At 75.3% G+C, this 25,650-nt stretch carries 27 protein-coding genes; 19 read left to right on the forward strand and 8 right to left on the reverse strand.

The window, feature by feature from the left end:
• Positions 1-76 precede the first annotated feature (76 nt).
• From ABD990_RS16500 to ABD990_RS16510, 3 genes are all read left to right on the forward strand, one after another.
• Positions 77-376, forward strand: a complete 300-nt coding sequence (locus ABD990_RS16500; RefSeq protein ID WP_345381404.1) for a hypothetical protein — start codon at positions 77-79, stop codon at positions 374-376.
• 84 nt (positions 377-460) lie between these two features.
• Positions 461-745: a hypothetical protein gene (locus ABD990_RS16505; protein WP_345381405.1), complete on the forward strand. Its 285-nt coding sequence runs from the start codon at positions 461-463 to the stop codon at positions 743-745.
• Between the two features lie 244 nt (positions 746-989).
• Positions 990-1,913 carry a SigB/SigF/SigG family RNA polymerase sigma factor gene (locus ABD990_RS16510; RefSeq protein WP_345381407.1) on the forward strand — a complete coding sequence of 308 codons (924 nt, stop codon included), beginning with the start codon at positions 990-992 and terminating at the stop codon, positions 1,911-1,913.
• Here the strand turns inward: ABD990_RS16510 and ABD990_RS16515 are convergent.
• Complete coding sequence (locus ABD990_RS16515; protein WP_345381409.1) at positions 1,900-2,781, reverse strand: manganese catalase; 882 nt, start codon at positions 2,779-2,781, stop codon at positions 1,900-1,902. The two genes, ABD990_RS16510 and ABD990_RS16515, sit on opposite strands and share 14 nt — an antisense overlap.
• 225 nt (positions 2,782-3,006) lie before the next feature.
• Between ABD990_RS16515 and ABD990_RS16520 the strand changes: the two genes are divergently transcribed.
• Complete coding sequence (locus ABD990_RS16520) at positions 3,007-3,591, forward strand: hemerythrin domain-containing protein (protein WP_345381410.1); 585 nt, start codon at positions 3,007-3,009, stop codon at positions 3,589-3,591.
• Between the two features lie 112 nt (positions 3,592-3,703).
• On the opposite strand, the gene ABD990_RS16525 is transcribed toward ABD990_RS16520, so the two are convergent.
• Entirely contained in the window at positions 3,704-4,510 is an 807-nt protein-coding gene (locus ABD990_RS16525) for a sigma-70 family RNA polymerase sigma factor (RefSeq protein ID WP_345381411.1), read from the reverse strand.
• Between the two features lie 153 nt (positions 4,511-4,663).
• On the opposite strand from ABD990_RS16525, the gene ABD990_RS16530 reads away from it, so the two are divergent.
• Complete coding sequence (locus ABD990_RS16530; protein WP_345381413.1) at positions 4,664-5,416, forward strand: ATP-binding protein; 753 nt, start codon at positions 4,664-4,666, stop codon at positions 5,414-5,416.
• Positions 5,417-5,532: 116 nt separating this feature from the next.
• A complete protein-coding gene (locus ABD990_RS16535; RefSeq protein WP_345381414.1) occupies positions 5,533-6,249 on the forward strand; it encodes an ATP-binding protein in 717 nt (238 codons plus the stop codon).
• A gap of 46 nt (positions 6,250-6,295) precedes the next feature.
• On the opposite strand, the gene ABD990_RS16540 is transcribed toward ABD990_RS16535, so the two are convergent.
• From ABD990_RS16540 to ABD990_RS16550, 3 genes are all read right to left on the reverse strand, one after another.
• Positions 6,296-6,670, reverse strand: a complete 375-nt coding sequence (locus tag ABD990_RS16540) for a hypothetical protein (protein WP_345381415.1) — start codon at positions 6,668-6,670, stop codon at positions 6,296-6,298.
• 38 nt (positions 6,671-6,708) lie between these two features.
• The gene (locus ABD990_RS16545; protein ID WP_345381416.1) at positions 6,709-8,568 is read right to left on the reverse strand and encodes a CheR family methyltransferase; all 1,860 of its coding nucleotides are present in this window, start codon (positions 8,566-8,568) and stop codon (positions 6,709-6,711) included.
• 82 nt (positions 8,569-8,650) lie between these two features.
• Positions 8,651-9,847, reverse strand: a complete 1,197-nt coding sequence (locus ABD990_RS16550) for a chemotaxis protein CheB (protein ID WP_345381417.1) — start codon at positions 9,845-9,847, stop codon at positions 8,651-8,653.
• Positions 9,848-9,891: 44 nt separating this feature from the next.
• On the opposite strand from ABD990_RS16550, the gene ABD990_RS16555 reads away from it, so the two are divergent.
• The gene (locus tag ABD990_RS16555) at positions 9,892-10,890 is read left to right on the forward strand and encodes a chemotaxis protein CheB (RefSeq protein ID WP_345381418.1); all 999 of its coding nucleotides are present in this window, start codon (positions 9,892-9,894) and stop codon (positions 10,888-10,890) included.
• 41 nt (positions 10,891-10,931) lie between these two features.
• Here the strand turns inward: ABD990_RS16555 and ABD990_RS16560 are convergent, their stop codons facing one another.
• A complete protein-coding gene (locus tag ABD990_RS16560) occupies positions 10,932-12,002 on the reverse strand; it encodes a GAF and ANTAR domain-containing protein (protein WP_345381419.1) in 1,071 nt (356 codons plus the stop codon).
• Between the two features lie 77 nt (positions 12,003-12,079).
• The gene (locus ABD990_RS16565; protein WP_345381420.1) at positions 12,080-12,688 is read right to left on the reverse strand and encodes a DUF6328 family protein; all 609 of its coding nucleotides are present in this window, start codon (positions 12,686-12,688) and stop codon (positions 12,080-12,082) included.
• A 138-nt stretch (positions 12,689-12,826) separates the two neighbouring features.
• Here ABD990_RS16565 and ABD990_RS16570 point away from each other — a divergent pair, with 138 nt between their 5' ends.
• The 9 genes from ABD990_RS16570 (at position 12,827) to ABD990_RS16610 (ending at position 19,909) form a co-directional block, all read left to right on the forward strand.
• A complete protein-coding gene (locus ABD990_RS16570) occupies positions 12,827-13,354 on the forward strand; it encodes a CinA family protein (protein ID WP_345381422.1) in 528 nt (175 codons plus the stop codon).
• A complete protein-coding gene (locus ABD990_RS16575) occupies positions 13,351-14,454 on the forward strand; it encodes a spore photoproduct lyase family protein (protein ID WP_345381423.1) in 1,104 nt (367 codons plus the stop codon). The genes ABD990_RS16570 and ABD990_RS16575 overlap by 4 nt, the downstream gene beginning before the upstream one ends.
• 21 nt (positions 14,455-14,475) lie before the next feature.
• Positions 14,476-15,321 (forward strand): oxygenase MpaB family protein, encoded by an 846-nt coding sequence (locus ABD990_RS16580; RefSeq protein ID WP_345381424.1) that lies wholly within the window; start codon positions 14,476-14,478, stop codon positions 15,319-15,321.
• A gap of 60 nt (positions 15,322-15,381) precedes the next feature.
• The gene (locus ABD990_RS16585) at positions 15,382-15,588 is read left to right on the forward strand and encodes a hypervirulence associated TUDOR domain-containing protein (protein ID WP_345381425.1); all 207 of its coding nucleotides are present in this window, start codon (positions 15,382-15,384) and stop codon (positions 15,586-15,588) included.
• A 104-nt stretch (positions 15,589-15,692) separates the two neighbouring features.
• Positions 15,693-16,517 carry an SDR family NAD(P)-dependent oxidoreductase gene (locus ABD990_RS16590; RefSeq protein ID WP_345381427.1) on the forward strand — a complete coding sequence of 275 codons (825 nt, stop codon included), beginning with the start codon at positions 15,693-15,695 and terminating at the stop codon, positions 16,515-16,517.
• A gap of 84 nt (positions 16,518-16,601) precedes the next feature.
• Positions 16,602-17,036, forward strand: coding sequence for a ChaB family protein (locus ABD990_RS16595; protein ID WP_345381428.1), 435 nt, complete (start codon positions 16,602-16,604; stop codon positions 17,034-17,036).
• A gap of 92 nt (positions 17,037-17,128) precedes the next feature.
• Complete coding sequence (locus ABD990_RS16600; protein WP_345381429.1) at positions 17,129-17,692, forward strand: hypothetical protein; 564 nt, start codon at positions 17,129-17,131, stop codon at positions 17,690-17,692.
• 10 nt (positions 17,693-17,702) lie between these two features.
• Complete coding sequence (locus tag ABD990_RS16605; protein WP_345381430.1) at positions 17,703-19,697, forward strand: glycoside hydrolase family 31 protein; 1,995 nt, start codon at positions 17,703-17,705, stop codon at positions 19,695-19,697.
• Positions 19,698-19,726: 29 nt separating this feature from the next.
• Positions 19,727-19,909, forward strand: coding sequence for a hypothetical protein (locus tag ABD990_RS16610; protein WP_345381431.1), 183 nt, complete (start codon positions 19,727-19,729; stop codon positions 19,907-19,909).
• A gap of 136 nt (positions 19,910-20,045) precedes the next feature.
• Here the strand turns inward: ABD990_RS16610 and ABD990_RS16615 are convergent, their stop codons facing one another.
• Positions 20,046-22,379, reverse strand: a complete 2,334-nt coding sequence (locus ABD990_RS16615) for a molybdopterin oxidoreductase family protein (protein ID WP_345381432.1) — start codon at positions 22,377-22,379, stop codon at positions 20,046-20,048.
• 78 nt (positions 22,380-22,457) lie between these two features.
• Here ABD990_RS16615 and ABD990_RS16620 point away from each other — a divergent pair, with 78 nt between their 5' ends.
• From ABD990_RS16620 to ABD990_RS16630, 3 genes are read left to right on the forward strand one after another with little or no spacing between them, the layout of a single operon-like run.
• A complete protein-coding gene (locus ABD990_RS16620) occupies positions 22,458-23,417 on the forward strand; it encodes an SDR family NAD(P)-dependent oxidoreductase (protein ID WP_345381433.1) in 960 nt (319 codons plus the stop codon).
• 22 nt (positions 23,418-23,439) lie between these two features.
• A complete protein-coding gene (locus ABD990_RS16625; protein WP_345381434.1) occupies positions 23,440-23,916 on the forward strand; it encodes an SRPBCC family protein in 477 nt (158 codons plus the stop codon).
• A complete protein-coding gene (locus tag ABD990_RS16630; RefSeq protein ID WP_345381435.1) occupies positions 23,913-25,571 on the forward strand; it encodes a phytoene desaturase family protein in 1,659 nt (552 codons plus the stop codon). Before ABD990_RS16625 ends, ABD990_RS16630 begins: the two co-directional genes overlap by 4 nt.
• The last annotated feature ends 79 nt before the right edge of the window (positions 25,572-25,650 follow it).

Genomic DNA, 25,650 nt, shown 5'->3' on the forward strand with positions numbered 1-25,650 from the left:
TCCCGCGCGGCGGAACCCGCTGCTGCGCACACGATTGGAGCGCGCGGAGACCGGCAATCCGGGCGGAGTGACGGCGATGAACGACGATGGGCGGGAGGCCCGTGCGGCGGAGACGATGCGGTCGGCACCGGCGTTGCGCGCGGGCTTCGCGCTGTCCGATCTCACGCTGCGCGAGCTGTGGACCGCCCAGGTCGCCCTCGGTGGGATGCTGTCCGAGGAGGAGCTGCGGGACACCCTCGAGCTGCGGCGCGAGCCCACCTGGGCCGAGCACGACGTGGTGGCGGCCGCGCTCAACGACTGGTTCACCGAGCGGGGCCAGGACCACCCGGTGGCCTACTCGGAGGAACTGCGCGCCCGGGACCCGGGCGCGTCGTGACGGACGGTTAAGCACGGCGACGGGCGGGAACCCGTTTCCCGATCGGGTGACGCACCCGCACCGACGGACCCCACGGGAGCGACCATGACCTCGACCGACCGCGGCGACCAGGGCGACGGCGCCGACACGGACGCGCGCCCGCACCCGCGGGAGATGTTCATCCGCCTGCTGTTCGACACGGTGCGGCAGGACCCCTTCCCGAGCGGCACCCAGCTCGACCTCATCGAGGAGTCGATCCCGGCCCAGATGGTGCCGGAGTACGTCGAGCTGCTGATCCAGAAGTCGCGGGAGGGCTGCTTCCCGAGCACGGACGTGCTGCGCCGGATCCAGCGGATGTCCGCCGGCGGCGGAGCGGCCCCGCGCTGCTGATCCGCCGTCCTCCACGGCCACTCGCGACCGCGGAGTCGGCCTGCCGCCGACCCGCCCCGACCGGGTCGTTCTCGAGGCCGGTTCGGCAGGTCGCGGCCTTTCGACGCGCGGGCCGCGGGGGTTCGGTCGTACCGTCGTGACTGCTCGCCGAGCGAGCCGGGGTGAAGCAGACCGCCCTCGTCCGACCTCACGGCGGAGGACAGCCTGTGCACCGCACGACCGTCACCCTCTCCGGCCGGCTCCCGTGACCCGCGAGGTCCACGCGACCCCCGTCGGGACTGCCGACGGGCACGCCGCGAGCGAGTACATCGGGTTGATGCCCACCCTGGAGCGCTACGCCTCGCTCCCGCCCGAGCACCCGGACCGGCCCCGGCTGCGGGAGGAGCTGGCGCTGGGCTTCCTGCCCGTGGTCCGGCACGTGGCGGCCAGGCACGCGCGCGGCTACCCGGGCGGGCTGGACGACCTGGTCCAGGTCGGAGCCCTCGGCCTGCTCAGCGCGCTGGACCGGTGGGACCCGGAGTTGGCCCGGGGCGAGTTCCTGGGCTACCTGGTGCCGTGCGTGCGCGGGGAGATCCTGCGCTACTTCCGGGACCGGACCTGGACGATGCGGGTCCCACGCCGGCTCAAGGACCTTACCGTGGCGATCCGGCAGGTCACCGGACCGCTGTCGCAGCAGCTCGGCCGGGCGCCGCGGCCCAGCGAGCTCGCCGCGCACCTCGACGTCCCGGTCGAGGAGGTGATCGAGGCCCTCGACGCCGAGTCGAACCAGTACACGGGCTCGCTCGACGCCGTGCTCGGCGAGGACGACGGTGACAACCCGATCACGAACCGGCTGGGCGAGCTCGACGCCGCGCTGGACCTCGTGGAGTACCGGCACGCCCTGCGCCCGCTGCTGGACCGGCTGCCCGAGCGCGAGCGCACGATCCTGCTGCTGCGCTTCTTCGGGGAGCTCACCCAGACCCAGATCGCCGAGCGGATCGGCATCTCGCAGATGCACGTGTCCCGGCTGCTCTCGCGGACCCTGAGACGGCTGCGCAGCGAGCTGCTCGACGGACCCGGCCGACCTCCCGGCCGACGCCGCGCCCGGGAGGGCGGCCGGCTGACCGGCAGGCCGACCGCAGCGGGTCCCGCGGCCGGCCCGAAGACCACCCTCGTCACTCCTTGTTGAGCTTGTCCTGCGCCAGGCCCGCGGCCTTCTCCATCGTGTTGGGCAGCTCGGTGGTGCCGTAGAAGCGGCTGTCCGGGTGCGTCGGCGGCGGCATCGGCACCGACGACGTCGGTCCCTCGTGGTAGCTGAACTCCCCGTTGCCGTCCGGGGTCGGCCCCTTGGCCCAGCGGCCCTCGGCCGCGTGCGCCCCGTCCGAGAAGTTGAGGTACTGGTAGGAGAACTCGGTCGCCTCCTTGCCCTGCGGGAAGTTGCTCGGCACCGGCAGCTTCTCCGAGCCCTCCTCCTTGAGCTCCTCGGCGGCGGCGAGCCACATGTTCTGGTGCATCGTGTCGCGGGCGAGCAGGAAGGACAGCAGGTCGCGCACACCGGGGTCGTCGGTCATGTGGTAGAGCCGGGCGACCTGCAGGCGGCCCTGCATCTCGGCGTTGGCGTTGGCCTGGAAGTCGGCGAGCAGGTTGCCGCTGGCGGTGATGTAGGAGCCCTGCCAGGGGTTGCCCATGCTGTCGACCGGGCGGGCGCCGGCACCGGCGACGATGGCGTGCTGGATGTCGGTGCCACCGATGACCGCGGCGACGGTCGGGTCGTCCTGGACCGCGTCGGAGGTGATTCCGAGCGGCGCCTTCTCCAGCAGCTGGGCGATCATGGTCGCCAGCATCTCGACGTGTCCGATCTCCTCGGACGCGATACCGAACACGAGGTCGCGGTACTTGCCCGGGGTGTGCATGTTCCAGCCCTGGAACATGTACTGCATCGCGACGGTGATCTCCCCGTACTGCCCGCCCAGCACCTCCTGCAGCTTGCGGGCGTACACGGCGTCGGGCTTGTCGGGGGTGGCCTTGAACTGCAACTCCTGGCGGTGCAGGAACATGCGGGCTCCTCACGAGGTGGACGGCGCCGCCCGGGGGCGACGTGGGCCCGCGGCGTCGGTGGGCCGCGAGGGGGCCGGCGCGTGATCTCGGCCGGCGCGGCGCGGATGCCCGGCGCCGCCGGGCGTAAACCGGAACCGGTCCCAAGGACGCAGCCGGGTTGAGCCGACCGCGGTGGGGTAGCCGCCGCCCGCGGACGCGTTCCGACCACCACGAGGAGACCCGCCATGACCGAGACCGTGGCGCGCGACGACGTGCCGTCCGGCGCCGACGTCGTCGACGAGCTGACCAGGGACCACCACGAGGTGCTCGAGCTGCTCGAGCGCATCACCGCCACCCGGGTGGCGCAGGAGCGCCGGGACATGGCCGACACCGCCATCGCCGAGGTGGTGCGGCACTCGGTGGCCGAGGAGATGTACGTCTACCCGGCGATGTCCGACGCGCTCGACCGGGGCGCGGACACCGTGGAGCACGACAAGGAGGAGCACAACAAGCTCGAGCGGATCATGAAGGACCTCGAGGGCGTCGACGGGGACGACCCGCGGTTCGACACGCTCGTCGCGGACTTCACCCGGGCGCTGCGCCACCACGCCGAGGACGAGGAGACCGAGCAGTTCCCGCGGATGCGCGAGGCGATCCCGCAGGAGCAGCTCGTCGAGCTGCGGCGCAAGGTCGAGGCGGCCAAGAAGATCGCGCCGACCCGCCCGCACCCCGACTCGCCCAACGCCGAGCTGTTCCACAAGATGGCCGGGCCGGGTGTCGGGCTGGTCGACCGCCTCCGCGACCGGCTGAGCAACCGCTCCACCGGCTGACCGCGAGCGGTTCCGACCGACCGACGCCCGGGCACCGCGGTGCCCGGGCGTCGGCGTTCCCCGGCGTTCCCCGGCGTTCCCCGGCGTTCTCCGGCCCACCGCGGGCCGGCGGTCATCCGTTGAGCTCGGCGCGCAGGTGGGCGAGCGTGCGGGCGAGCAGCCGGGACACGTGCATCTGCGAGATGCCGACCCGCTCGGCGATCTGGGTCTGCGTCTGCTCGCCATAGAAGCGCAGCAGCAGGATCGTGCGCTCGCGCTCGGGCAGCGCGGCGATCAGCCGCCGCAGGTCGCCGCTGTGGTCGACGAGGTCGAGCCCGACGTCCGCGGCGCCCAACCGGTCGGCGGGGGTGAACCCGGACTCCGACTCCGGCTCGTCGAGGCTGTCGGCGCGGTGGCCCGCAAGGGCGTCGAGGGCCTCGACGACGTCGTCGACCGACCGGCCGAGCTCGGCGGCGAGCTCGCTGGGCCGCGGCGCGCGGCCGAGGCGCTGGGTGAGGTCGATCGTGGCGCGGTTGACCGCGACCGTCAGGTCCTTGATCGCCCGGGGCACGCGCAGGGCCCAGGTGTGGTCGCGCAGGTGGCGCAGCATGGACCCGCGGATGCTCGGCACGAGATAGGCGAGCGGGCCGCCGGCCGTGACCTCCGGGTCGTAGTTGTCGACGGCCCGGATCAGGCCGACGATGCCGGCCTGCTCCAGGTCCTCCGCCGCAGCGGAGGTCGCGTAGCGCCGGGCGAGGTTGCGCACCAGCGGGAGGAACTCGGTGATGAGGTAGTCGCGGCGCGCCGCGTGGTCCGGGTCCTCCGGGCCGCTCTCGGCGTGCGCGCGCAGCAGTGGCTCGAGATCGTCGTAGCCGTGCGGACCGTCCCTGCGCTCGGCAGGCGCCCGCGTCCTCGGTGGGATCGGCGTGGTCGTGGGCACAGGCCCGCCTACCCGGCAGCCCGGCGGGGAAACGGTCGGGGCCGCTCCCCTCGGCGAACGGCGCGTGGCACGCCCGCCCGGGCGTTGCGGGCGGGCGCCCCGGCGGGGAAGGTGGGGGGCAAGCCCGCGCGAGTCCCGTGACCGGAGGCAGCCATGCGCGACGAGGCGTCCGGACAGTGCGCCGGCCTCGGCACCGCCGTCGACGAGACCGCCGGCGTGTGCGTGCTGACGCTCGAGGGGGTTCTCGGTGTGCGCACGGCTCCCGAGCTCGACCGGGTCCTGCACAAGCTGCTCCTGGACCGTGGCCGGCTGCTGGTCGACGTCGGGCGGCTGGGCCTGTCCTCCACCGCGGCGCTGGCCACCTTCCCGTCGGCGCTGGCGGCGGTCGGCGGCTGGCCGGCCGCCAGGATGGTGCTGTTCGCGGCGGGCGGGCCGGTGATCGAAGGGATGGCGCAGGCGGGGCGGCACCGAGAGGTCCCCGTCGCGACCCGTCGCGCGGAGGCCCTTGCCCTGCTCGACCGGCGCCCTGCACGGGTGCGCCGGAGCACGGACCTGCCCGCCGGACCGGCCGCCGCGCCCTTCGCCCGCCTGCTCCTCCGCTCGGCCTGTGAGGACTGGGGGCTCCCGGCCGAGCTCGTCGAGCGGGCCGCGATCGTCACCAACGAGCTGGTCAGCAACGCGGTGCAGCACACGCTCGGGCCGGGCGACCTGACCCTGGCCCACTCGTCGCGGGGACTGTGGGTCTCGGTGCGGGACGGCTCCGCGGCCCGGCCCGTGCTGACCGCGGAGTCGGACGGTCTCGGCCTGCGGGCGGTCGCCGAGCTGAGCAGCACATGGGGCGTGACCCCCTTGGGCAGCGGCAAGGCCGTCTGGGCCCTGGTCGCCGAGGGCGACGCAGCCGGCTGAGGTGCACGCCGGTGTTCTCGGAGGAAGGGGCATGAGCCGGTGACGCCGGGGTACCCCGCCCGCTCCACGGGCCCCTCCGGGGACCGTCCGGTGACCGACGACCACGAGGGGCGGACGTGCGCCGGAACGACCTGACGTGCCGCGTCGACGACGGACCGGTCCCGGTCCTCGTCCTCGCCGGCCCGCTGACCGTGCGCACCGCGCCGCGGGCCGAGACGGACCTGCGCAAGCTCCTGTTCGACCGGGGTTCGGTGCTGGTCGACGTGCGCGACCTGGACCCCGTCGTCCCCGCGCTCCTGGCCCTGTTCACCAGCACCCTGACGGCAGCGGGCGGATGGCCGTCGGCGCGGCTGGTGCTGGTGACGGGCCCGGGGCCGGTCGCCACCGCCCTGCGGCGCAGCGGGGTGCTCCAGGAGATCCGGATCGCCCCCGACCGCGAGCACGGCCGGGCCCTGCTCGGGCTGCGCCCGACCCGGATCCGGCGGCTCACCGAACTGCCCGACACGGTGGTCGGCGTGCGGTTCGCACGCGTCCTCGTGCGGGAGGCCTGCCGCGAGTGGGAGCTGGTCTCCGGCGTGCCCGCCCGCGCCGAGCTCGTCGCGGACGAGCTGGTCGCCAACGCGCTCGTGCACGGCCGCGGGCGCCGGTCGTTGCTGCTGACCCTGGACCGCGGCGGGCTGCGCGTGGGGGTGCGGGACGAGGGGATCGACATGCCCGACCCGGACACCTCCGGCGGGCAGGGGTTGCACGTGGTCGCCGAGCTGGCCGACGGCTGGGGAGCGACCCGGCACGAGGTGGGCAAGACCGTCTGGGCCGTACTTCGCACCCGGTGAACGCACGCCGGGCCCGGACCGGTCCCGTCCCCGGCCCCACGGCCCGTCAGTCCGGGAGCCGGTCCGCGGGCGCCTGCGCCAGGGACCGCCCCGCGGCCTCCCGGGCGGCCAGCGCGGCCCGTCGGTGCCGCTCGGCCGCGTCGAGGTCACCCACCGCCATGAGGGTCCGCGCGGCGTGCTCGTGCCTCTCGGCGGTGAGCAGCTGTCGCTGCGCCGCCCGTTCGTGTGCGGTCCCGGCGTGCCGCAGCGCCGCCCGGGCCCGCTCCGTCGCCGTCTCCACGTCCGCCACGGTGGAGCCGCGGCGCAGGCTGATCTCGCGCCGGCGGGTCCGCAGCTCCTCGAGCCGGAGGTCGATCTCCGCCCGGCGCTGCTCGACCGCGGCCAGGAACTCGGCCTCGTTCGCGTCCACGGCCTCGTTCACCCCACGGTCCCGCTCGCCGCCGCCCGGTCGACCCGCCGCTACCGCGCCGCGACGCTCTCGGCGCCGGCCGACTCCTCCATGGTGAGAATGGCCCCGACCACCGAACCCCCGTCGCCCCGCAGCGGGCTGGCGATGACCCGGACGTCGATGCTGCGGCCGCGCCGGTTGATCGCCGGCAGCGTGACCTCCTGCGGACCGTCCTCACCCGAGAGGGTACTGCGGACCACCGGCCGCACGAGGTCCAGCGGCAGCCCGATGTCGAGGTTGAGGAAGTGCTGGCCCACGGCCTCGTCCCGGCGCAGCCCCCACAGCTCCTCGGCCTGGTGGTTCCACACCTGCACGTGCAGCTCGGTGCCCACGACCACGACGCCGGCGCGCAGGCTGGTCAGGATGGTCTCGAGGAAGGCGTTGGCTCGGTCGAGCTCGCCGGTACGGTCCTGCAGCTCGTCGTTGATCGTCTGGAGCTCGTCGTTGGTCGACTGGAGCTCCTCGTTCATCGTCTCGAGCTCCTCGTTCGTGGACTGGAGCTCCTCGTTGGTGGTCTCCAGCTCCTCGACCGTGGACTGGAGCTCCTCGTTGGTCGTCTCGAGCTCCTCGTTGGTGGACTGCAGCTCTTCGTAGGCCGTCTCGAGCTGGCGGTTGGCCTGCTCCAGCTCGTCCTGCAGCCGGCGGAAGTCCGTGACGTCGTGGAAGGCGACGCCGACGCCGAGCACGTCCGCGCCCGACCCGACCAGCGGGCTGACCTGCACCTCCAGGTGCACGGCCTCGGTGCCGCGGTGGTAGGTGACGTCCGTGACCCGGACCGTGCGCCGCTCGCTCTGCGCCTTCTCGATGTGCCGGCGGAGCTCCAACGGCCGGTAGGAGAGCTCGAGGTCCCGGAACGGCCGGCCGACGTCCCGCGCCGAGATGCCGAACAGCACCTCGGCCTGCCGGTTGACCACCGCGATCGTGCCGTCGCCCGTGAGCACGATCTGGGCGAGGGGGGAGGCGAGCACGGCCTCGTTGCGCAGCACGTCGATGCCGCTCAGGTCGGCCCGGTTCATCATCGGCGGAGCGTCCGCGAACAACGTCCCGTTCTGCGGGGCGCTGCGCGGCGCCTTGCGGAACGTGCGCCGCTTGAGGTCGACGGGCAGGAACAGCGCGCCGTGGCTGAGCAACATCTCGGCCTTCCCCAGGAACAGCACACCCGGCTCGGAGAGCGCGAAGTGGAAGCGGGTCAGGATCCGGGCCTGGGTCTCGGCGTTGAAGTACATCAGCGTGTTGCGGCAGACCAGCAGGTCGATCCGGGAGATCGGGGCGTCCTGCACCAGGTCGTTGCGACCGAAGATCACGGAGCGGCGGAGGTCCTTGCGGAAGGCGAAGCGACCGCCGGTCTGCTCGAAGTACTTCTCCAGCAGCTGCGGCGGGATACCGCGGACCTCGCGGTCCGAGTAGGTCCCGTGCCGGGCGTGGGTCAGCGCCTCCTCGTCGACGTCCGTGGCGTAGATCTTGACCCGGTCCCGGAACTCGGCGGTGCCCAGCATCTCGGCCAGGACGATCGCGAGGGTGTAGGCCTCCTCGCCCGAGGCGCAGCCCGCGCTCCACACCCGCAGGGGCTCGGTGGGGCCCTTGCCGGCCAGCAGCGCCGGCAGCACGTCGGTGCGCAGGTACTCCCAGGCCTCCGCATCGCGGAAGAAACCGGTGACGTTGATGAGGATGGTGTTGAACAGGGCGGTGAACTCCTCGGCGTGCAGCTCGAGGTAGTCCAGGTACTCGGCGTAGTCCGCGACGCCGACCTGGGACATCCGCCGGTCCACCCGCCGCATGAGGCTGGACCGCTTGTACCCGGTGAAGTCGAAGCCGCGGTTCACCTTCAGGTGCTGCAGCAGGGCCTCGAAGGCCGGATCCGGCTGCGACAACGACTTTCTCCGCTCACCTCGGGGCCGGGCCACCCGGCACGGGCCGCGCGGGGAGCCTAGCCGATGACGGCCGCCCGGACGCTCAGTCCTCGGGCAGGTCCCGGGTGAGCATCCGGCGCAGCATCCCGGCCTCCGACCCGGTCCGGTCGGCCTTGCGCCGGTGCGTCCGGGCGGCGTGCGGCCGCCCGGACGACTCGGCGGTGTCCGCGAGCCACCGCTGGAGCGCGGCCTTCTCCTCCAGCGCCCGCAGCGCGGCCCAGAGGACGACCTCGACCCCGTCGGCCTGCTCGCCCGCGAGGCTGTCCGGCGACCAGGCGTGCCCGACCCGGCAGCGAAAGCGGGGCTCCGGTTGTCCCTCGAGGCGGAACAGCACCCCGTCGCAGTCCGGGCAGGAGAGGGGGGAGGGCTCGCCCAGCTCCAGCTGCGGCTGGGGGCCGGGCACCGCAGCGGCGACGTCCGTCTCCTCTGCCGCGAGGGGGTCGACCGGATCGTCGGCCCGCGTGCCGACCGGGTCGTCGGGCGGGTCGGCCAGCAGGTCGACGATCGCGGCCCCGAGCTTCCCCGCCGGCACCGCGCGGGCCCCGGAGACGTGCTCGAGGGCGCTCTGCGGCATCCCGGGGTACAGGGCCTCGGCCGGCTCCTGGACCAGCGCGGCGCCGCCCTGCCGGGCGAGGACGGCGAGGCCCGCAGTGCCGTCGTCCCGGTTGCCGGACAGCACGATCCCGATCGCGTGCGGGCCGAAGTCCACGGCCGCCGAGCGGAAGAGCGGGTCGATGGAGGGCCGGTGCCCGTTCTCGCGCGGCCCGCGCGAGAGGTGCAGGTGCCCGTCGGCGACGAGCACGTGGTGGTCCGCGGGGGCCGTGAAGATGGTCCCGGGCTCCAGGCGCATCCCGTGCCGCGCCGTCACCGCCGGCAGGGGCCCCGCGCGGCCGAGGATCGCGGCGAGCGCGCTGGGCGCCTCGCTCGGGATGTGCAGCACCACGACCACCGCCGCGGGCAGGTCCACCGGCAGCGAGGCGGCGAAGGCGCGCAACGCCTCCACCCCGCCGGCGGAGGCTCCCACCACGACGACGTCCGTGACCACGGCCGCACGCACGGGCGCGGGTGCCTCGTCCGGGCGGTAGGTGTGCGGGTCGGTCAGGCCGCCCGCCGGTCCGTCCGGAAGCGGTCCGACGGCGGACACGTCCGGCACGGGCACCGCCTCTCGATCGGTGTCGGGCAGGTCCAGGCGGGCCGCCCGGGCCTGCCCGAACGGTACCCCTTCCGGGCCCACTCCCACCGGCCGTCCGACGATTGACCGGACGGGGACCGGGGAACACCGCCGTGGTGGCCGACCACCCGCTGCTCGTGCTCGGCGCCTCCGCAGGAGGCGTCGAGGCGCTGCTCGAGGTGGTCGCCGGGCTGCCCGCGGACCTGCCCGCCGCGGTCCTGGTCACACTGCACACGACCGACCGACCGCAGAGCACCCTGCCGCGGGTCCTCGGCCGCGCGGGCCCGCTGCCCGCCGGCCAGGCGGCGGACGGGGAGCCGCTGCGCGCGGGCCGGATCCTCGTGGCCCCGCCCGACCGCCACCTGCTCGTGAACGGGGGAACGGTCGCCCTGAGCAGAGGCCCGAAGGTGAACCGGCACCGCCCCGCGGTGGACGCGATGTTCGCCTCGGCCGCGCGGGCCCGGGGCCCCCGGGTGGTCGCGGCCGTGCTCTCCGGCGCGCTCGACGACGGTGCGGTCGGCGCCGCCCTCGTCGAGCGGGCGGGCGGCCGGGTGCTCGTGCAGGATCCCGCCGACGCCCTCTTCGGCTCGATGCCGCGGGCCGCGGCCGCGGCCGTGCCCGCCGCGCGGGCGGCGCCGGCCGCGAAGCTCGGCCCGCTGCTCGCGAGAACGGTCCAGGAGTTGCCCCCGGGAGGTGACGGCATGGGCGACACGGCGAGGATCCCGGCCGACGACGACGGCATGGCCGGCAGCCGGGACCCGGCCTTCCTCCGGCCGGACGAGAGCACGCCGACCCGGATGGCCTGCCCCGAGTGCGGCGGCGGGCTCGCGCGCATCGACCTGCCGCGCATCGGCTACTTCCGCTGCCACGTGGGGCACCAGTACAGCCCCCGCTCGCTCGAGGCCGCCCAGCGGGAGGAGGCGGAGGCGAAGCTGTGGTCGGCGATCGCCGCACTGGAGGAGCACGCCGTGCTGGCGCGCGTGCTCGAGGAGGCGGATCGGACGGACGGGGCCGGGCTCGACCCCGACATGGACTTCCGTGCCGCGGCCGAGCACTCGGCGGACCTGGCGCGGTCGATGCGGGCGCGCCTGCTGCGCGGCGAGGCGACCTGACCCCTCGTCCGGCCGAGCGTGCGCGCCCCTTCCCCGGGGGATCAGCGTGGACCGTCCGCCAGGACGTGGCGGGCGATCTCGACGAGCTTCGTGTTGGTGGTGCGGGAGCCGTGCCGGAGCATCTCGAACGCGGCCCGCTCGTCGATCCCGTGGGTGTGCATCAGGACGCCCTTGGCCTGCCCGATGAGGTCGCGACTGGCCAGCGCCCGCTGCAGGTTGTCGGCCTGCAGCGCGCCGGCGAGGGACACGGAGGCCAGCGCCGCGCACAGCCGGGCGCGGGCGAGCTCGGGCTCGCCGAACGCCCCGGGCGCGGGGGCGTGCAGCACCAGTGCGGCCCTCCGCTGCCGCGGCGCCGAGACCAGCGGGACCGCCGCCACCGACCGCAGGCCGAGCTGGGTCGCCGGGGTCGCGAGCCCGGGCCACCGGGCGGCGGCCTCCGGCGCGCCGAGGTCCTGCACCACCACCTGCTCACCGGTGCGGAGCGCGTCGGGCCCGGGGCCCTCGCCCAGCCGGACCTGCAGCGCGCAGGCCTGCCCGGCGAGCTCGTCCGTCGCGGCCCGCACCGCCGGCCCGGGCGACTGAACCAGCAGCCCGACGTGCAGGGCCGCCGGGACCGCCCGCCGCGTCGTCTCGACCACCGCGGTGCAGGCGCGCTCCGCGTCGGAGGCGCCGAGCAACGTCCGCGTGGCCTCCTCGAGCACCCCGACCAGACCGGAGCCGTCGGTGCCGTCCGCGGCGTCGGTGTCGTCGCCGTCGGCGGCCGCCCGCCCGTCCGGGGCGGGACCGTTCCTCCGCAGGGCCTCGGCGGTCCGACGCACCCGCGCGACGCTGTCGTGCAGCTCCGCGAACCGCTCGACCAGCTCCGCGTGGCGCAGGCACAGCTCCTCGGACCGGGCCCGGGCGAACCGGGCGGCGGCGAGCCGCACCGCGCGGTTCTCCTGCGCCTCGGGTGCGGAGCCCTGGATCGTGCCGGAGCCACCACCCGTGCGGACGGACGCCCCGTCCGCGGCGCCCACGCCGCCCAGCTCCGCGTCGAGGACTCGCAGGGTGTGCTCCACCAGGTCGAAGGCGTGCGCCAGGTCCGCCCAGAGCCCGGTCCCGTCGGTGGTCACGTCGTCCTCCTCCCAGCGTCCCGAGGCCCTCCGACGCTAGCGCCGACCGGTTCCCGCGGCATCCGGGAGGCCGTCGGTCAGGTGTCCCGCAGCCGCCGCCGGACGACGCCGGGAACCACACCCCAGAGCACGCCGAGCAGCACCAGCGCGGCGGCCGCGGCGATGACCCCGGCGACCCAGCCGAGGACCACGTCGAAGATCAGCTCGACCACCCCGACGACGGCGAGCCCGAGCGTCGTCAGGCCCGCGATCGCGAGGCGTTGGCTCACCGCGACGAGCGGGCGCCGCGCGTGCAGGCGGAACAGCACCCGGTGCAGCATCACGGGCGCGATGAGCAGGCCGGTGGCGGTCACCGACAGGGCGGTGGTCACGAGGTAGACGACCCGCTGGTGGGTCACGATGTCGGCGAACCGGCTCTGGAAGGGCACGGTCAGCAGGAGGCCGGTGAGCAGCTGCACGCCGGTCTGCGAGACCCGCAGCTCCTGCAGCAGGTCCGCCCAGTTCCGGTCCAGCCGCTCGGTCGGGGTCTCCCGCCGCTCCCGGAAGTCCCATGCCGCGTCGTCGTCGATCCCGTCGTCGACCCGGGTGTCGGTCCGCGCGCCGGTCCGGGTGTCGGTCCGGTGGTCGGCGCCGCCGCCGGCCGCGGGGTCGGAGCCGGGGCGGGTGTCGGTGCGCTCGGGATCCACGGGCCACCTCCGCTGCGTACGCTGGGAGCAGAGCGTGCCACGGTCCGCCCCCGTTTCGGCAGGGCCGCGAGGGGTATCGGCCCCGCACGTCGAACCCACCACCGGCACCGTCCCCGAACCACCCGGAGCGCACGTCCCATGAGCGAAGAGACCCTCGACGACATCGCCGCGACCATCGCGGAGCGCGCCTCCTCGGCCGGCCGCACCGTGGCCGTCGCCGAGTCGCTGACCGGAGGCATGGTCGCCTCCGCCCTGGCCCGCGCCGAGGGCGCCTCCGAGTGGTTCCGCGGCTCTGTCGTGGCCTACTCCAGCGAGGTCAAGCACGACCTGCTGGACGTCCCGGAGGGCCCGGTCGTGAGCGAGCCCGCGGCGCGGGCCATGGCCGGGCGGGTGCGCGAGCTGCTCGGCGCCGACCTCGCCGTCGCGCTGACCGGCTCGGGCGGGCCGGACCCGCAGGACGGCCAGCCGCCCGGCACCGTCTACATGGCCGCCGCCGGCGAGCCCGGGGGCGAGGAGGTGCTCCGGCTCGACCTCGAGGGCGAGCCGGGGGAGATCTGCGGCGCCGCCGCGAAGGAGGCCCTCCTGTGGATCGCGGCGCGGCTGCAGGCCGACCAGGAGGACGCGCGGGTGGGCTCCGGGCCGGGCCGGCGCGGCGGCACGGAATGACCGACGCCGCCACGGCGACCGTCACGGGCACGCCGACGCCGGCCCAGCGGCTGCTGCAGGTCCGCACGATCTACGCCGAGCCCGAGGCCCGTGACTCGCCCCGCGGCCGTCAGGTCCTGGAGCGCTTCCCCGGCGCCGAGATCATCGAGGTCCCGTCGCACTGGCAGATCCCGGAGCTGCACGGCAACGCCGGCAACGTCGACCGCTGGGTGCGGGTCAAGACCGAGACGCTGGTGCTGGGGGTGAAGAAGTCGCTGTCCGCGCGGCCCAACGGCCGGTCGTCGGACTTCATCGCGCCCTCCACCGCCAACGGCTGCGCGATGGCCTGCGCCTACTGCTACGTGCCCCGGCGCAAGGGCTACGCGAACCCGATCACGGTCTTCACCAACATCGAGCGGATCACGAAGTACCTGCGCGGGCACGTGAGGCGCCAGGGTCCGAAGCCCGAGCCCGACCAGGTGGATCCGCACGCCTGGGTCTACGACATCGGCGAGAGCTCGGACGTCTCGGTCGACGCGCTGGTCAGCGACAACGTCGCGGACCTGGTCGCGACCTTCCGCGAGCTGCCCACGGCCAAGGCGAGCTTCGCCACGAAGTTCGTCAACCGCGAGCTGCTCGACCTGGACCCGCAGGGCCGCACCCGGATCCGCTTCTCGCTGATGCCCGAGCGTGACTCCAGGCTGCTCGACGTGCGCACCAGCCCCGTGGCCGAGCGGATCGCGGCGATCGACGACTTCGTCGCCGCCGGGTACGAGGTGCACCTCAACCTCTCGCCGATCGTGCTGCGCGAAGGCTGGGAGCAGGACTGGGCCGAGCTGCTCGTCCGGCTCGACGACGAGCTGGGCGCGGCCTTCAAGGAGCAGGCGGCCGCGGAGATCATCATGCTCACCCACAACCGCGAGCTGCACGAGGTCAACCTCGGCTGGCACCCGAAGGCCGAGGAGGTGCTGTGGCGCCCGGAGCTGCAGCAGGCCAAGCGCAGCCAGAGCGGGATGTGGAACGTCCGGTACCGCAACGTGCCCAAGCGGGAGGGCGTGCAGGCCGTCACCGACCTCATCGCCCGGCACGCGCCGTGGCTGCGGGTGCGGTACGCCTTCTGACCCCCTCCGAGGAGGCAACCGATGACCACGGCCCTGCGGAGCGACCACGGCCTGTTCGGGCCGACGTCGGTGACCTGGCGCGTGCACCTCGAACCGGTCATGTGGGTGGCCGGCATGCGGGCGCTGCTCCTGCAGTCCCTGCACCCCCGGGTCATGCGCGGGACCTTCCAGAACAGCGCGCTGTTCGACCCGGCCAAGGCGTGGCCGCGGTTCCAGCGGACCGTGGAGTTCGTCGGCACCCGCACCTTCGGGTCCCTGGCCGAGGTCGAGGCGGCCGGGGCCCGGGTGCGGCGGCTGCACCACCGGCTGCGCGGGTTCGACCCGGAGTCCGGCCGGCGGTTCCCGATCGACGCACCCGAGGGCCTGCTGTGGGTGCACTGCGGCGAGATCGACTCCTACGTCGACGTCGCCCGCCGCGCGGGGATCGTCTCCGCGGCCGAGGCGGACGAGTACGTGGCCGAGAGCGTGCGGGCGGCGGAGGTGGTGGGCCTGGACCCGGCCGTCGTGCCGGCGTCCCGGGCGGAGCTGGCCGAGTACTTCGCGCGGATGCGGCCCCGGCTGCGGGTCACGGACGAGGCGCGGGTCGCCGTCGGCGGGCTGCTCGCCCCGCCGGCCCCGCCGCCCGGTGCTCCCGCGTGGACCCGCGCGGCGATCTCGGCCACCGCGACCACCGCGTTGGCCACCCTGCCGCGCTGGGCCCGCCGGATGTACGGGCTGCCGGGCCTGCCGACGACGGACCTGGTCGCGTCGGCGTTGCTCGGGGGGCTGCGCCGGGCGACCGACCTGCTGCCCGACCCGCCCGCGCCGCCGGAGGTCCGGGAGGCGCGCCGGCTCGTCCGCGAGGTCCGCGCGGGCCGGTCGGTGTAGCCCGCGGGCCCTCCGGGGTATCGCCCGGTGGACCGGACGGACGCACCGCGGGAGGACACGATGAGCGAGTTCGAGAAGGGCGACAAGGTCCGCTGGAAGAGCCACGGCGGGTGGGCCGAGGGCGAGGTGCTCAAGAAGATCACCGAGGACACCGAGGCCGCCGGGCGCACCGTGCGGGCGTCGAAGGACGAGCCGCAGTACCTCGTGCGCAGCGAGAAGAGCGACAGCGAGGCCGTGCACAAGCCGGACGCCCTGGAGCGCTGCTGAGCAGCTGCCCCCAGGGCGGGGAGGGGTCGACGCAGGTGGCTCGGTCGGCTCCATGCCCGGCCGGCCGGCCGGTTGGGCGGGGTCGGCGCGGGTAGCCGAGGGGCATGACGACCCGAGAACTCGCCCTCGTCACCGGCGCCTCCAGCGGTATCGGCCTGGAGCTCGCCCGCGAACTGGCCCGCCGCGGCTACGACCTCGTCGTCACCGCAGAGGACGCGGCGCTGGAGACCGCCGCCGGGAAGATCCGCGAGGCCGGCCAGAGCGCCGAGGACGACGGCGGCGGCGTCTCCGTCACCACCGTGCACGCCGACCTGCGGCGCCGGGAGGGCGTCGAGGAGGTGTGGGCCGCCGTGGGCAAGACCGGGCGCCCGGTCGCCGTCGCCGCGCTGAACGCCGGCGTCGGCCTCGGCGGCCCGTTCGTGGAGAACGACCTCGAGGCCGAGCAGGACGTCATCGACGTGAACGTCACCTCGACCGTCCGGCTGTCGAAGCACGTGCTGAGGGACATGGTGGCCCGGCACGAGGGACGGGTCCTGATCACGTCGTCGATCGCGTCCCAGATGCCCGGCACCTACCAGGCGATCTACAACGCCTCGAAGTCCTTCCTGCAGTCCTTCGCGCAGGCGGTGCAGGCCGAGCTCGAGGCGGGCGACAGCGGCGTCACGGTGACCTCGCTGATGCCCGGGCCCACCGAGACGAACTTCTTCCACCGCGCCGAGATGGACGACACCAGGGTCGGCGCCGCGGACAAGGACGACCCGGCGCAGGTGGCGAAGCAGGGGGTGGACGCCCTGCTCGCCGGCAGGGACAAGGTGGTCGCCGGGTCGCTGTCCACCCGCGCGCAGAGCGTGGCGAACGACGTGCTGCCGGACAAGCTGAAGGCCGGGGCGCACAAGAAGATGGCCGAGCCGGGCTCGGCCGAGAAGTGAGCACCGAGAAGTGACCGCGGAGGCCTGACCGCGAGGACCGACCGCCGGCCCTGGTCGGGCCCGAGCTCGGGAGGGAGCAGGGACATGGCCGACAAGCACCGGGAAGCGGAGAAGATGCGCGACGACGTGCCGGCGACGATCGCGCGCTCGGACGACAAGGCGGTGCGCACCTACAAGAAGGCGCTCGAGTCCGCGGAGGAGAGCTACGGCGACGGGGAGCGGGCCCACCGCACCGCCTTCGCCGCGCTCAAGCACACCCACGAGAAGGTCGGGGACCACTGGGAGCCGAAGGACGAGCCGGGTCCGTCGGACGAGCAGGCCGAGAAGAGCGCCCCGCAGTCCCGGTCCGACGACCGCGACACCGCGGGCGGGGTGAACGCCAGGGCGAAGAAGGGCCACCTCGTGCAGATCGCGAAGAAGCTCGACATCGCCGATCCCGACGGCAAGAACAAGGACGAGCTCGTCGAGGAGATCCAGAAGGCGAACGACCGCGAGACCGCTCGCGCCCGGAAGAAGTGACCAGCGCCACGCCGACCTGGTGACACGCGTTTGACCGGCGGAGATCGGTGGGACCCCAGGCGCATTCCGCATCGAATCGCAGGGAGCCTGCTGTGACCGACGTGCACCCGGAGGGCCTCGTCGCCGCCCCCGCCCGGGTCCGTGCCCGCCCCCGCCTGGGAGCCCCGCTGTGGCTCTGGGCGATCATCTCCGCGGTCTGCTCGCTGGTCGCGGTGGCCGCCTTCGTGCGGTGGGACCCGCTGGGCGGGGTGGGCACCACGGCGGACGCGAGCGCGTCGAGCGGGCTCGCGGTGGGCGGCACCAGCCTGCTGCCGCTGGAGAAGGCCTCCGGGCCGGGCGGGGACCTCTCCGGGTTCGCCGGCCGCACCGTCACCTCTGAGGGCGTCCCCGTGCAGTCGGTCCCGGCGGACGAGGGCTTCTGGCTGGGCACCGCGGCCGACGAGCGGGTGTGGGTCCAGATCGTGCGGCAGCCGGGCGAGTCGCCCTTCCGGGTCTCCGCCGCGGACCGGGTGTCCTTCACCGGGCGGATGGTGGCGCACACGGACGGCTTCGCCGCGCAGGTCGCGCCGGGCGACCCGGCCGCCTCGGCGCTGCTGGGCCGCCAGCGCGCCCACGTCGAGGTCGCCGCGTCGGACCTGGAGATCGTCTCCTCGTAGGCTCGCAGGGGTGACCGACCTCGACCCCTACGACGGTGCCGGGCTCACGGACGGGCGGCTGCGCGTCCGCTTCGCCTCCGGCCGCACGGACGAGGTCGCCGCGACCGTCCCCGTGCCGGGCGTGCTGCGGCTGCGGATCGGGCCGCCCGTCCCCGGGACCTCGCCGATCCTCCTCCCGCTCGCGGACCGGCCCGCCGAGCTCACCGCCGTCGAGGGCGGGGTGCGGATCGCCGGACCCGAGGTCGAGGCCGTGTGGTCGGCCGACGGGCAGGGCCTGCGGTGCGGCGGCTTCGCCCGGTTCTCCGAGCCCGCCGCCGAGACCGTGCCCTTCGCCGCGGGCCGCCGTCCGGCCACGGGGGAGCGCCCCGCGGGCTGGGTCGAGACGGTGCACCTGGGTCCCGACGCCGGCGTGTACGGCGGCGGCGAGAGCTACCAGGGCATCGACCTGCGCGGCAGGTTCCGGCGGATGCGCAACACCGAGGTGGACCGGGCGGCGGGCCGCGACACCGCGTACCTCAACGTACCCCTGCTGTGGTCGGACCGCGGCTGGGGCCTGTTCGTGCACACCGGCGCGGTCGTCGACGCCGACCTCGGCGCCACCCACGCCGAGGCCGCGCGGATCGACGTCGACGGGGAGGGCCTGGACCTGTTCGTGCTCACCGGGGACGCGCCCGCGATCCTCCGCCGCTACCACGCCCTCACCGGGCTGCCCCGGCCGTTGCCGGAGTGGGCGCTCGGGACCTGGATGAGCCGGTCCTCCTACTTCACCGCCGGGGAGATGGTGGCGACGGCGGACGAGCTGGCCGCCGCCGGGAGCCCGCCGGTCCTGATGCACGTCGACGAGTGGCTGGGCGAGGTCGTCCTCGACACGTCCGCGTGGAGCGCCGGCCCGGACCGGGAACGGTTCCCCGAGGGCTGGGCGGCGCCGCTGCACGACCGTGGTGTGCGGACCAGCCTGTGGATCAACCCGTACCTCGCCCGCGGCACGGAGGAGGCCGAGCGGCACCGCGAGTTCCTGCTGGGCGGCCCGTCCGGGCGCCCCGTCCCGACGATCGACGACCCGGACACCCTGCCCGTCGACCTCACCGACCCGCGGGCACGGAGCTGGTGGGTGGAGCGGCTCGCCGCGACCCTCCGATCGGAGGGCGCCTCGGCGGTGCTCGCCGACTTCGGCGAGGAGGTGCCGGGGGAGGCCCGCTTCGCCGACGGCAGCACGGGCGCGGCCCGGCACAACAGCTACGGGCTGCTCTACGCCGAGGCGGTCGCGGAGGCGGGGGAGCGGGCCCACGGGGCCGACTTCGTCGCGGTCGCCCGCTCCGGCACCGCGGGGCAGCAGCGGTACGCGGTGACCTGGGCGGGGGACATGCCCTCGACCTGGGGCGGGCTCACCTCCACGCTGCGGGCCTGCCTGTCGATGGCGCTGTCCGGGCTGGCCTTCGTCACCCACGACGCCGGCGGCTACTGGACCCCGGAGTCCTACGAGCGGGCGAAGGAGCTGCGCAGGGACATGCGGCCCTTCGCCACCGAACCGGACGTCGAGCCGGAGCTGTACGTGCGGTGGACGCAGTGGGCAGCGTTCTCGCCGATCATGCGCTTCCACGGGGTCGGCGCCCGGGAGCCCACCGCCTACCCGTCGCCCCACCGGGAGGCGGCGCTGGCCGCGTGCGCCCTGCGCGGGGAGCTGCGGCCGCGGCTGGTCGCCGCGACGCGGGAGGCCGCGGAGAGCGGGACGCCCGTGATCCGGCCGATGGTGCTGGCGTACCCGGGCGACCGGGCGGCCCGCGACGCGGACCTGCAGTACCTGCTGGGGCCGGACGTGCTGGTCGCACCCCTGCTCGAACCGGGCGGGCGTCGCTTGCTGTGGGTGCCGCCGGGGGACTGGCGGCCGCTGTGCGGGGCGGCCCCGGTCAGCGGGCCGGGCTGGCGCGAGGTGTCCTGCGACCTCGGCGCGTTCCCGGCCTGGGCCCGGGCGGACGGTACAGGGGCTGCGGGGCACGAGGATTGAACGTCCCGGTCCGCGGATACGCCTCGGCCATGACCGCACGCGACAAGAACGACGAGGGCATGACCGAGCAGGTCCTGCGGGAGTCCACGATCACCGGCACCCCGGAGGACGACGCCCACGCCGCGGCCGACGAGCCGCAGGGGGCGGCGTTCCCGCGCGGCGGCGCGGACACGGCCGACAGCGCCGGCGAGCACGAGGAGGGCGACCGCTGACGGACGCCGCCGGGGCGGGCCGCGCGGGCGGGCGCCCGGGCCGCCCGCGGGCTCGGCGGCGCCGCCGGGGAGCAGGCCTCGTCGAGCGGGCCTCGTCGAGCGGGCCTCGTCGCGTGGGGCCCGCTCGAGCGGGGCCTCAGCGGGCGGGGCCGAGCGCCGCGGCGCCGGTCTTGAACGCCGGCTGCTTCGATGCCGGGTCCCAGGTCGTGAGGGTGAGCTCGTTGGCGGCCCGGTCGTGGGCCCGGTCCCGCTCCGGCGCGTCCCAGTAGCCGTAGTGGAAGGGCAGGAACACCACGCCCTCGCGCAGGTCCACGATCCGCACCCGGGCCCGCACGCGGCCGCGCCGGGTGCGCAGCTCGGCGAGGTCCCCCTCGGCCAGCCCCGCCCGCCCGGCGTCGGCCGCGGAGCACTCCACCCACACCTCGGGCTCGGCGTCCTGCAGCTCCGGCGCTCGGCCCGTCTTGGTGCGGGTGTGGAAGTGCACCAGCGTGCGGCCGGTGATCAGGGCGAGCGGGTACTCGTCGTCCGTCGGCTCGGGCAGCGGGACGTGCCGGACGGCCCGCAGCATCGCCCGGCCCTGCGGGTTGCGGGCCCGGTACGCGTCGGCGTCCGTGGGCTCGCCCGTGACCAGGTCCTTCGGGTAGTTCTCGCAGACGTCCGGGTGCGCGGGGAAGCGACCGTCGCCGTAGAGCCGTGGGGTGCCGTCCGGCGCCTCGGCCGTGCACGGCCACTGGATCCCGCCCGCCCCGCGCAGCCGGTCGTGGCTCAGCGCGGTCTGGTCGAGCGGGCGGCCCGCGGTCGACGCGGCCCAGGCGGCGAAGGCCGATTCGGCGTCGTCCCAGGGCGGGAAGGCCTGCCCGTCCCGGTCGCGCAGGTCCGTGCGCCGGGCGAAGTCCAGGAAGATGTCGAGGTCCGGCCGGGCCTCCCCGGGCGGGTCGACCGCCTTCTCCGCGAGGTGCACGGTCCGGTCCGCGTTGGTGAGCACCCCGGTCTTCTCGCCCCACGTCGCCGCGGGCAGCACGACGTCGGCGAACTCCGTGGTCTCGGTGCGGAACAGGTCCTGCACCACCACGAACAGGTCGTCCTGCGCCAGCACCCGGCGGATCCGGGCGAGCTCGGGCAGCGAGACGGCGGGATTGGTGCCGGAGATCCACAGCAGCCGGATCGTGCCCTGCTCGGCCTGCTCGAACAGCTTCATCGCGTGCGTCGGCGGACCCTCGTGCGGCAGTGTGTCCGGGTCGACGTTCCAGATCCGGGCCAGCTCCTCGACGTGCGCCGGGTTGGCCCAGTTGCGGAAGCCCGCGAGGTCGCCGTTCGCGCCGCACTCGCGGGTGTTCTCCGCCGTGGGCTGGCCGTTCATCTGCAGCACCCCGCATCCGGGCCGGCCCAGCATCCCGCGCAGCAGGTGCACGTTGTTCACCGCACACCCCGCCGCGGTGGCCTGGTGGGACTGGTAGAAGCCCTGCAGCACCGTCGACAGCAGCCGCTGCGCCCCGCCGAGCAGGGCCGCGGCCGCCCGGAGGTCGGGTTCGGGAATCCCGCACAGCTCCGCCACGGTCCCCGGCGGATAGTCCGCGACGACCGCCGCGAGATCGGCGAAGCCCACCGTGTGCGCGCCGACGTACGCCTCGTCCACGTGCCCGCCCTCGAGGAGCAGGTGCAGCAGGCCGTTCATCAGGGGCAGGTTGGTGCCGGGGCGCGGCGCGAGGTGCACGCCGCCGGAGGCGCGGGCGGCCCGGGCGACCTCGGTGGTGCGCGGGTCCACGCACAGCAGCCGGGGCGGGTCGTCGCCGGCGAGCCGGTCGAGGATGCGGCTCCACAGCACGGGCTGCGTCGCGGCCGCGTTGTGCCCGAAGAGGGCGATGACGTCCGCGTGGTCGACGTCGGCGTAGGACCCGGGCTGGCCGTCGCTGCCGAAGGACTCCTTGAGCGCCTCGGCCGCGGTCGCCGTGCACAGCCGCGTGTTGCCGTCGAGGTTCCTCGTGCCGAGCCCGCCGTGCACCACGGCGGCGAGCGTCCAGTACTCCTCGGCGAACAGCTGACCGGTCGTGTAGAAGCCCAGGCCGGCCGGTCCGTCGTCCGCGAGCACGGCGCGGGTGCGGGCCACGATCCGCTCCATCGCGGTGTCCCAGTCCGTCTCGACCAGCTCGCCGCCCTCGCGGACGAGCGGGCGGGCGAGCCGGTCGGGCGAGCCGTTGGCCTGCCAGCCGAAGAGGTCCTTGGGCCCGAGGCGGCCGCGGTTCACCCGGTCCCCGGCCCGGCCCCGCACCCCGACGATCCGGCCCGCCCGCACCGCCACGTCCATGGCGTCGCCGTTGGAGTGCAGCAGCGACGCGGCCGGGACCCAGCGCTCGACGTCCTCCTCCGTCACGCCCTCGGCCAGCTGGACGTCGACGCGGACGGGCCACTCCGCGCCCTTCCCGTACGGGGTGCGGGCACCCCAGGGGTGCGCGACGCGATCCGGTTCCATGGGCGCAGAACTACCCGGCCTCACCGTGTCCACGCCGGACGACGTGTGACCCGCGCGGGGACGGGTAGTTCGCCGGACGTGGAGATCGCGGGGAGCGTCGTGGTGGTGACCGGCGCGTCGAGTGGCATCGGGCGCGCGACCGCGCTCGAGCTGCTCCGGCGCGGCGCGCGTGTGATCGGAGTGGCCCGCGACGCCGACGCCCTGGCCGAGCTGAGCGGGCACGGCCTGGTCCCGGCCCCGGCCGACACCAGCGACTTCGCGGCCGTCGAGGCGGTCGCCGGGGACGCGACGGGGCGCTTCGGCCGCATCGACGCCTGGGTGAACTGTGCCGGGGTCGTGGAGTTCGGCGCCTTCCTCGACGTGCCGCTGGAGGAGGTGCGGCGGGTGCTCGACGTCGACCTCATGGGGTACGTGCACGGCTGCCGCGCCGCCCTGCCCGGGATGATGGAGCGCGACCACGGAGTGATCGTGAACGTGTCGTCGATCCTCGGGCTGATCGCCCTGCCCTACGGCGCGGCCTACTCCATGGCGAAGTTCGCGATCCGCGCGCTCGGCGTCAGCCTGCGCCAGGAGCTGCGGACCTCCGGCGTGCGCGGGGTGCGGGTGGGCACGGTGCTGCCCGCCGCGATCGACACGCCCATCTGGCGGGACGCCGCCAACCGGACGGGTGCCCGGCCGCGGCTCGCCGCGCCGACCTACCGCCCCGAGCGGGTCGCGCGCATCATCGTGAACCAGATCCGCAGGCCCCGGCGCGAGGTCGTGGCGGGCGGCGTCCTCGCGCGGCTGCTCCTGCTGCAGCACAAGGTCTGGCCGGAGAGCGCCGAGCGGGTGTTCGCCGCCGAGGTGCACCGCTACGTGCTGGCCCGGCCCGGCGGGCCGGAGGACGATCAGGGGACCCTGTACGCCCCGCCCGACCGGCCGCGCCGCGTGCACGACGGCTGGAACGGGCCGGGGCGCGAGCGGGCCCGCAGGATCGCGGCCGGCCTCGGTGCCGCGACCGCACTGGGAGCGGTCGTCGGCCGGGCCGTCCGGCGGTGACGGGCGGGACGTGGTGACGGGCGTGGTGACGAGCAACGTCGGAGGAGGGAGCGGGATGCAGGTCGAGCGGTTCGTGCCGGCGGAGCCGGCGGAGGTCTGGCGGGTGCTCGCCGACGGCTGGAGCTACCCGCTCTGGGTGGTGGGCGCCACGCACATGCGGGCCGTCGACGACGGCTTCCCGGCCGTCGGGACGCGCCTGCACCACAGCGTCGGCAGCTGGCCGGTCCAGCTGAAGGACCGCACCGAGGTGGTGGCCTGCGAGCCGGAGCGGCTGCTCGAGCTCAAGGCGCACGCCTGGCCGTCCGGCGCCGCGCGGGTGCGCATCGAGCTGCGGCCCGAACCCGGCGGGACGCGGATCGTGATGCAGGAGCACGCCGAGTCCGGCCCGGCGGTCCTGATCCCGGGGCTCGTGCAGCAGGCCGTGCTGGTGCCGCGCAACACCGAGACCCTGGCCCGGCTCGAGAGCATCGTCCGGAACAAGGTCGTGCGGCAGTCGTGAGCGACACCGCCGACGCCGTCGTCGTCGGGGCCGGGCACAACGGCCTCGTCGCCGCCAACCTGCTCGCCGACGCCGGCTGGCAGGTCCTCGTCCTGGAGGCCGCCGAGGCCCCGGGCGGCGCCGTGCGCACCGCCGAGATCACCGCGCCCGGCTTCCGGAGCGACCTGTTCAGCGCCTTCTACCCGCTCGGCGCCGCCTCCCCGGTGCTGCGCGAGCTCGGCCTCGACCGGTACGGCCTGCGCTGGCGGCACGCCCCCGAGGTGCTCGCGCACGTCACCCCGGACGACCGCTGCGCCGTCCTGTCCCGCGACCTCGACGCCACCGCGGGCGGGCTGGACGCGTTCGCACCCGGGGACGGGGCGGTCTGGCGGGAGATGGCGGGGGAGTGGGACCGCGTCCGGGACGCGCTGCTGGAGACGGTGCTGCGCCCGTTCCCGCCGGTCAAGGGCACGCCGCGGCTGCTGCGCGCGCTCGGCGCGGCGGACGCGCTGCGGTTCGCGCGGATGATCGTCCAGCCCGTCCGCCGGTTCGCCGACGAGCGGTTCGCCGGGGAGGGCGCCAAGCTGCTGCTGGCCGGCAACGCGCTGCACACCGACCTCGGGCCCGACGCCGCGGGCAGCGCGGTGTTCGGCTGGCTGCTCTGCATGCTGGGCCAGGACGTCGGCTTCCCGGTGCCCGAGGGCGGCGCCGGGCGGATCGTCGACGCGCTGGTGGCACGGCTCGAGGAGCGCGGCGGCCGGGTCGAGTGCGGCCGGCCGGTGCGCGAGGTGCTGCTGCAGGGCGGGCGCGCGGTCGGGGTGCGGGACGCCGAGGGCACGCCGGTGACGGCCCGGCGCGCCGTGCTCGCCGACGTCCCCGCCCCGGTGCTCTACCGGGACCTGGTGGGCGAGGCGAACCTGCCGTCCCGGTTCGTCCGCGACCTCGACCGGTTCCAGTGGGACACCGCGACGGTCAAGCTCGACTGGGCGCTCGACGGTCCGGTGCCCTGGACCGCGGCGGAGGCCCGCCGGGCCGGCACCGTGCACCTGGGCTCCGACATGCACGGCCTGCGCGGCTACGCCGCCGACCTGGCCGCCGGACGGGTACCCGAGCAACCCTTCCTGCTGTTCGGGCAGATGACCGTCGCCGACCCCTCGCGCTCGCCCGCCGGCACCGAGTCCGCGTGGGCCTACACGCACGTGCCGCGGGACCTGGGCTGGACCGAAGCGGACCTGCTCCGGCACGCCGAGCGCATCGAGGCGACGATCGAGCGCAACGCGCCGGGCTTCCGTGACCTGGTCCGGGCGCGGAGCGTGGCCGGTCCCGCGGACCTGCAGCGGCGCAACCCCGGGCTGGTCGACGGGGCGATCAACGGCGGCACGGCGGCCGTCCACCAGCAGCTGGTGTTCCGGCCCGTCCCCGGGCTGGGGCGCGCGGACACCCCGATCGACCGGCTCTTCCTCTCCGGGTCGTCCGCTCACCCCGGGGGCGCGGTGCACGGCGGGGCGGGCGCCAACGCGGCCCGGGCCGCCCTCGCCGCCTCGGGCCGCCTCGGGCCGGTCTACCGCGGCCTGGTCCGGGCCGCCCACAAGCGCATCTACGCCGACCCCCGGCGACCACGGCACGGATCCACCACGCGATCCCGGAGCGGTCGCGAGCACACCATGGCTCCCTGACGCGCACGATCCCGCCCTGACACCGCGTCAGGGATCCATGATGCGCAAGGTCGGAGCCCCTGGGCGCGCCATGCTTCCC

This window comes from Pseudonocardia yuanmonensis, from assembly GCF_039542425.1.
Lineage (GTDB): Bacteria > Actinomycetota > Actinomycetes > Mycobacteriales > Pseudonocardiaceae > Pseudonocardia > Pseudonocardia yuanmonensis.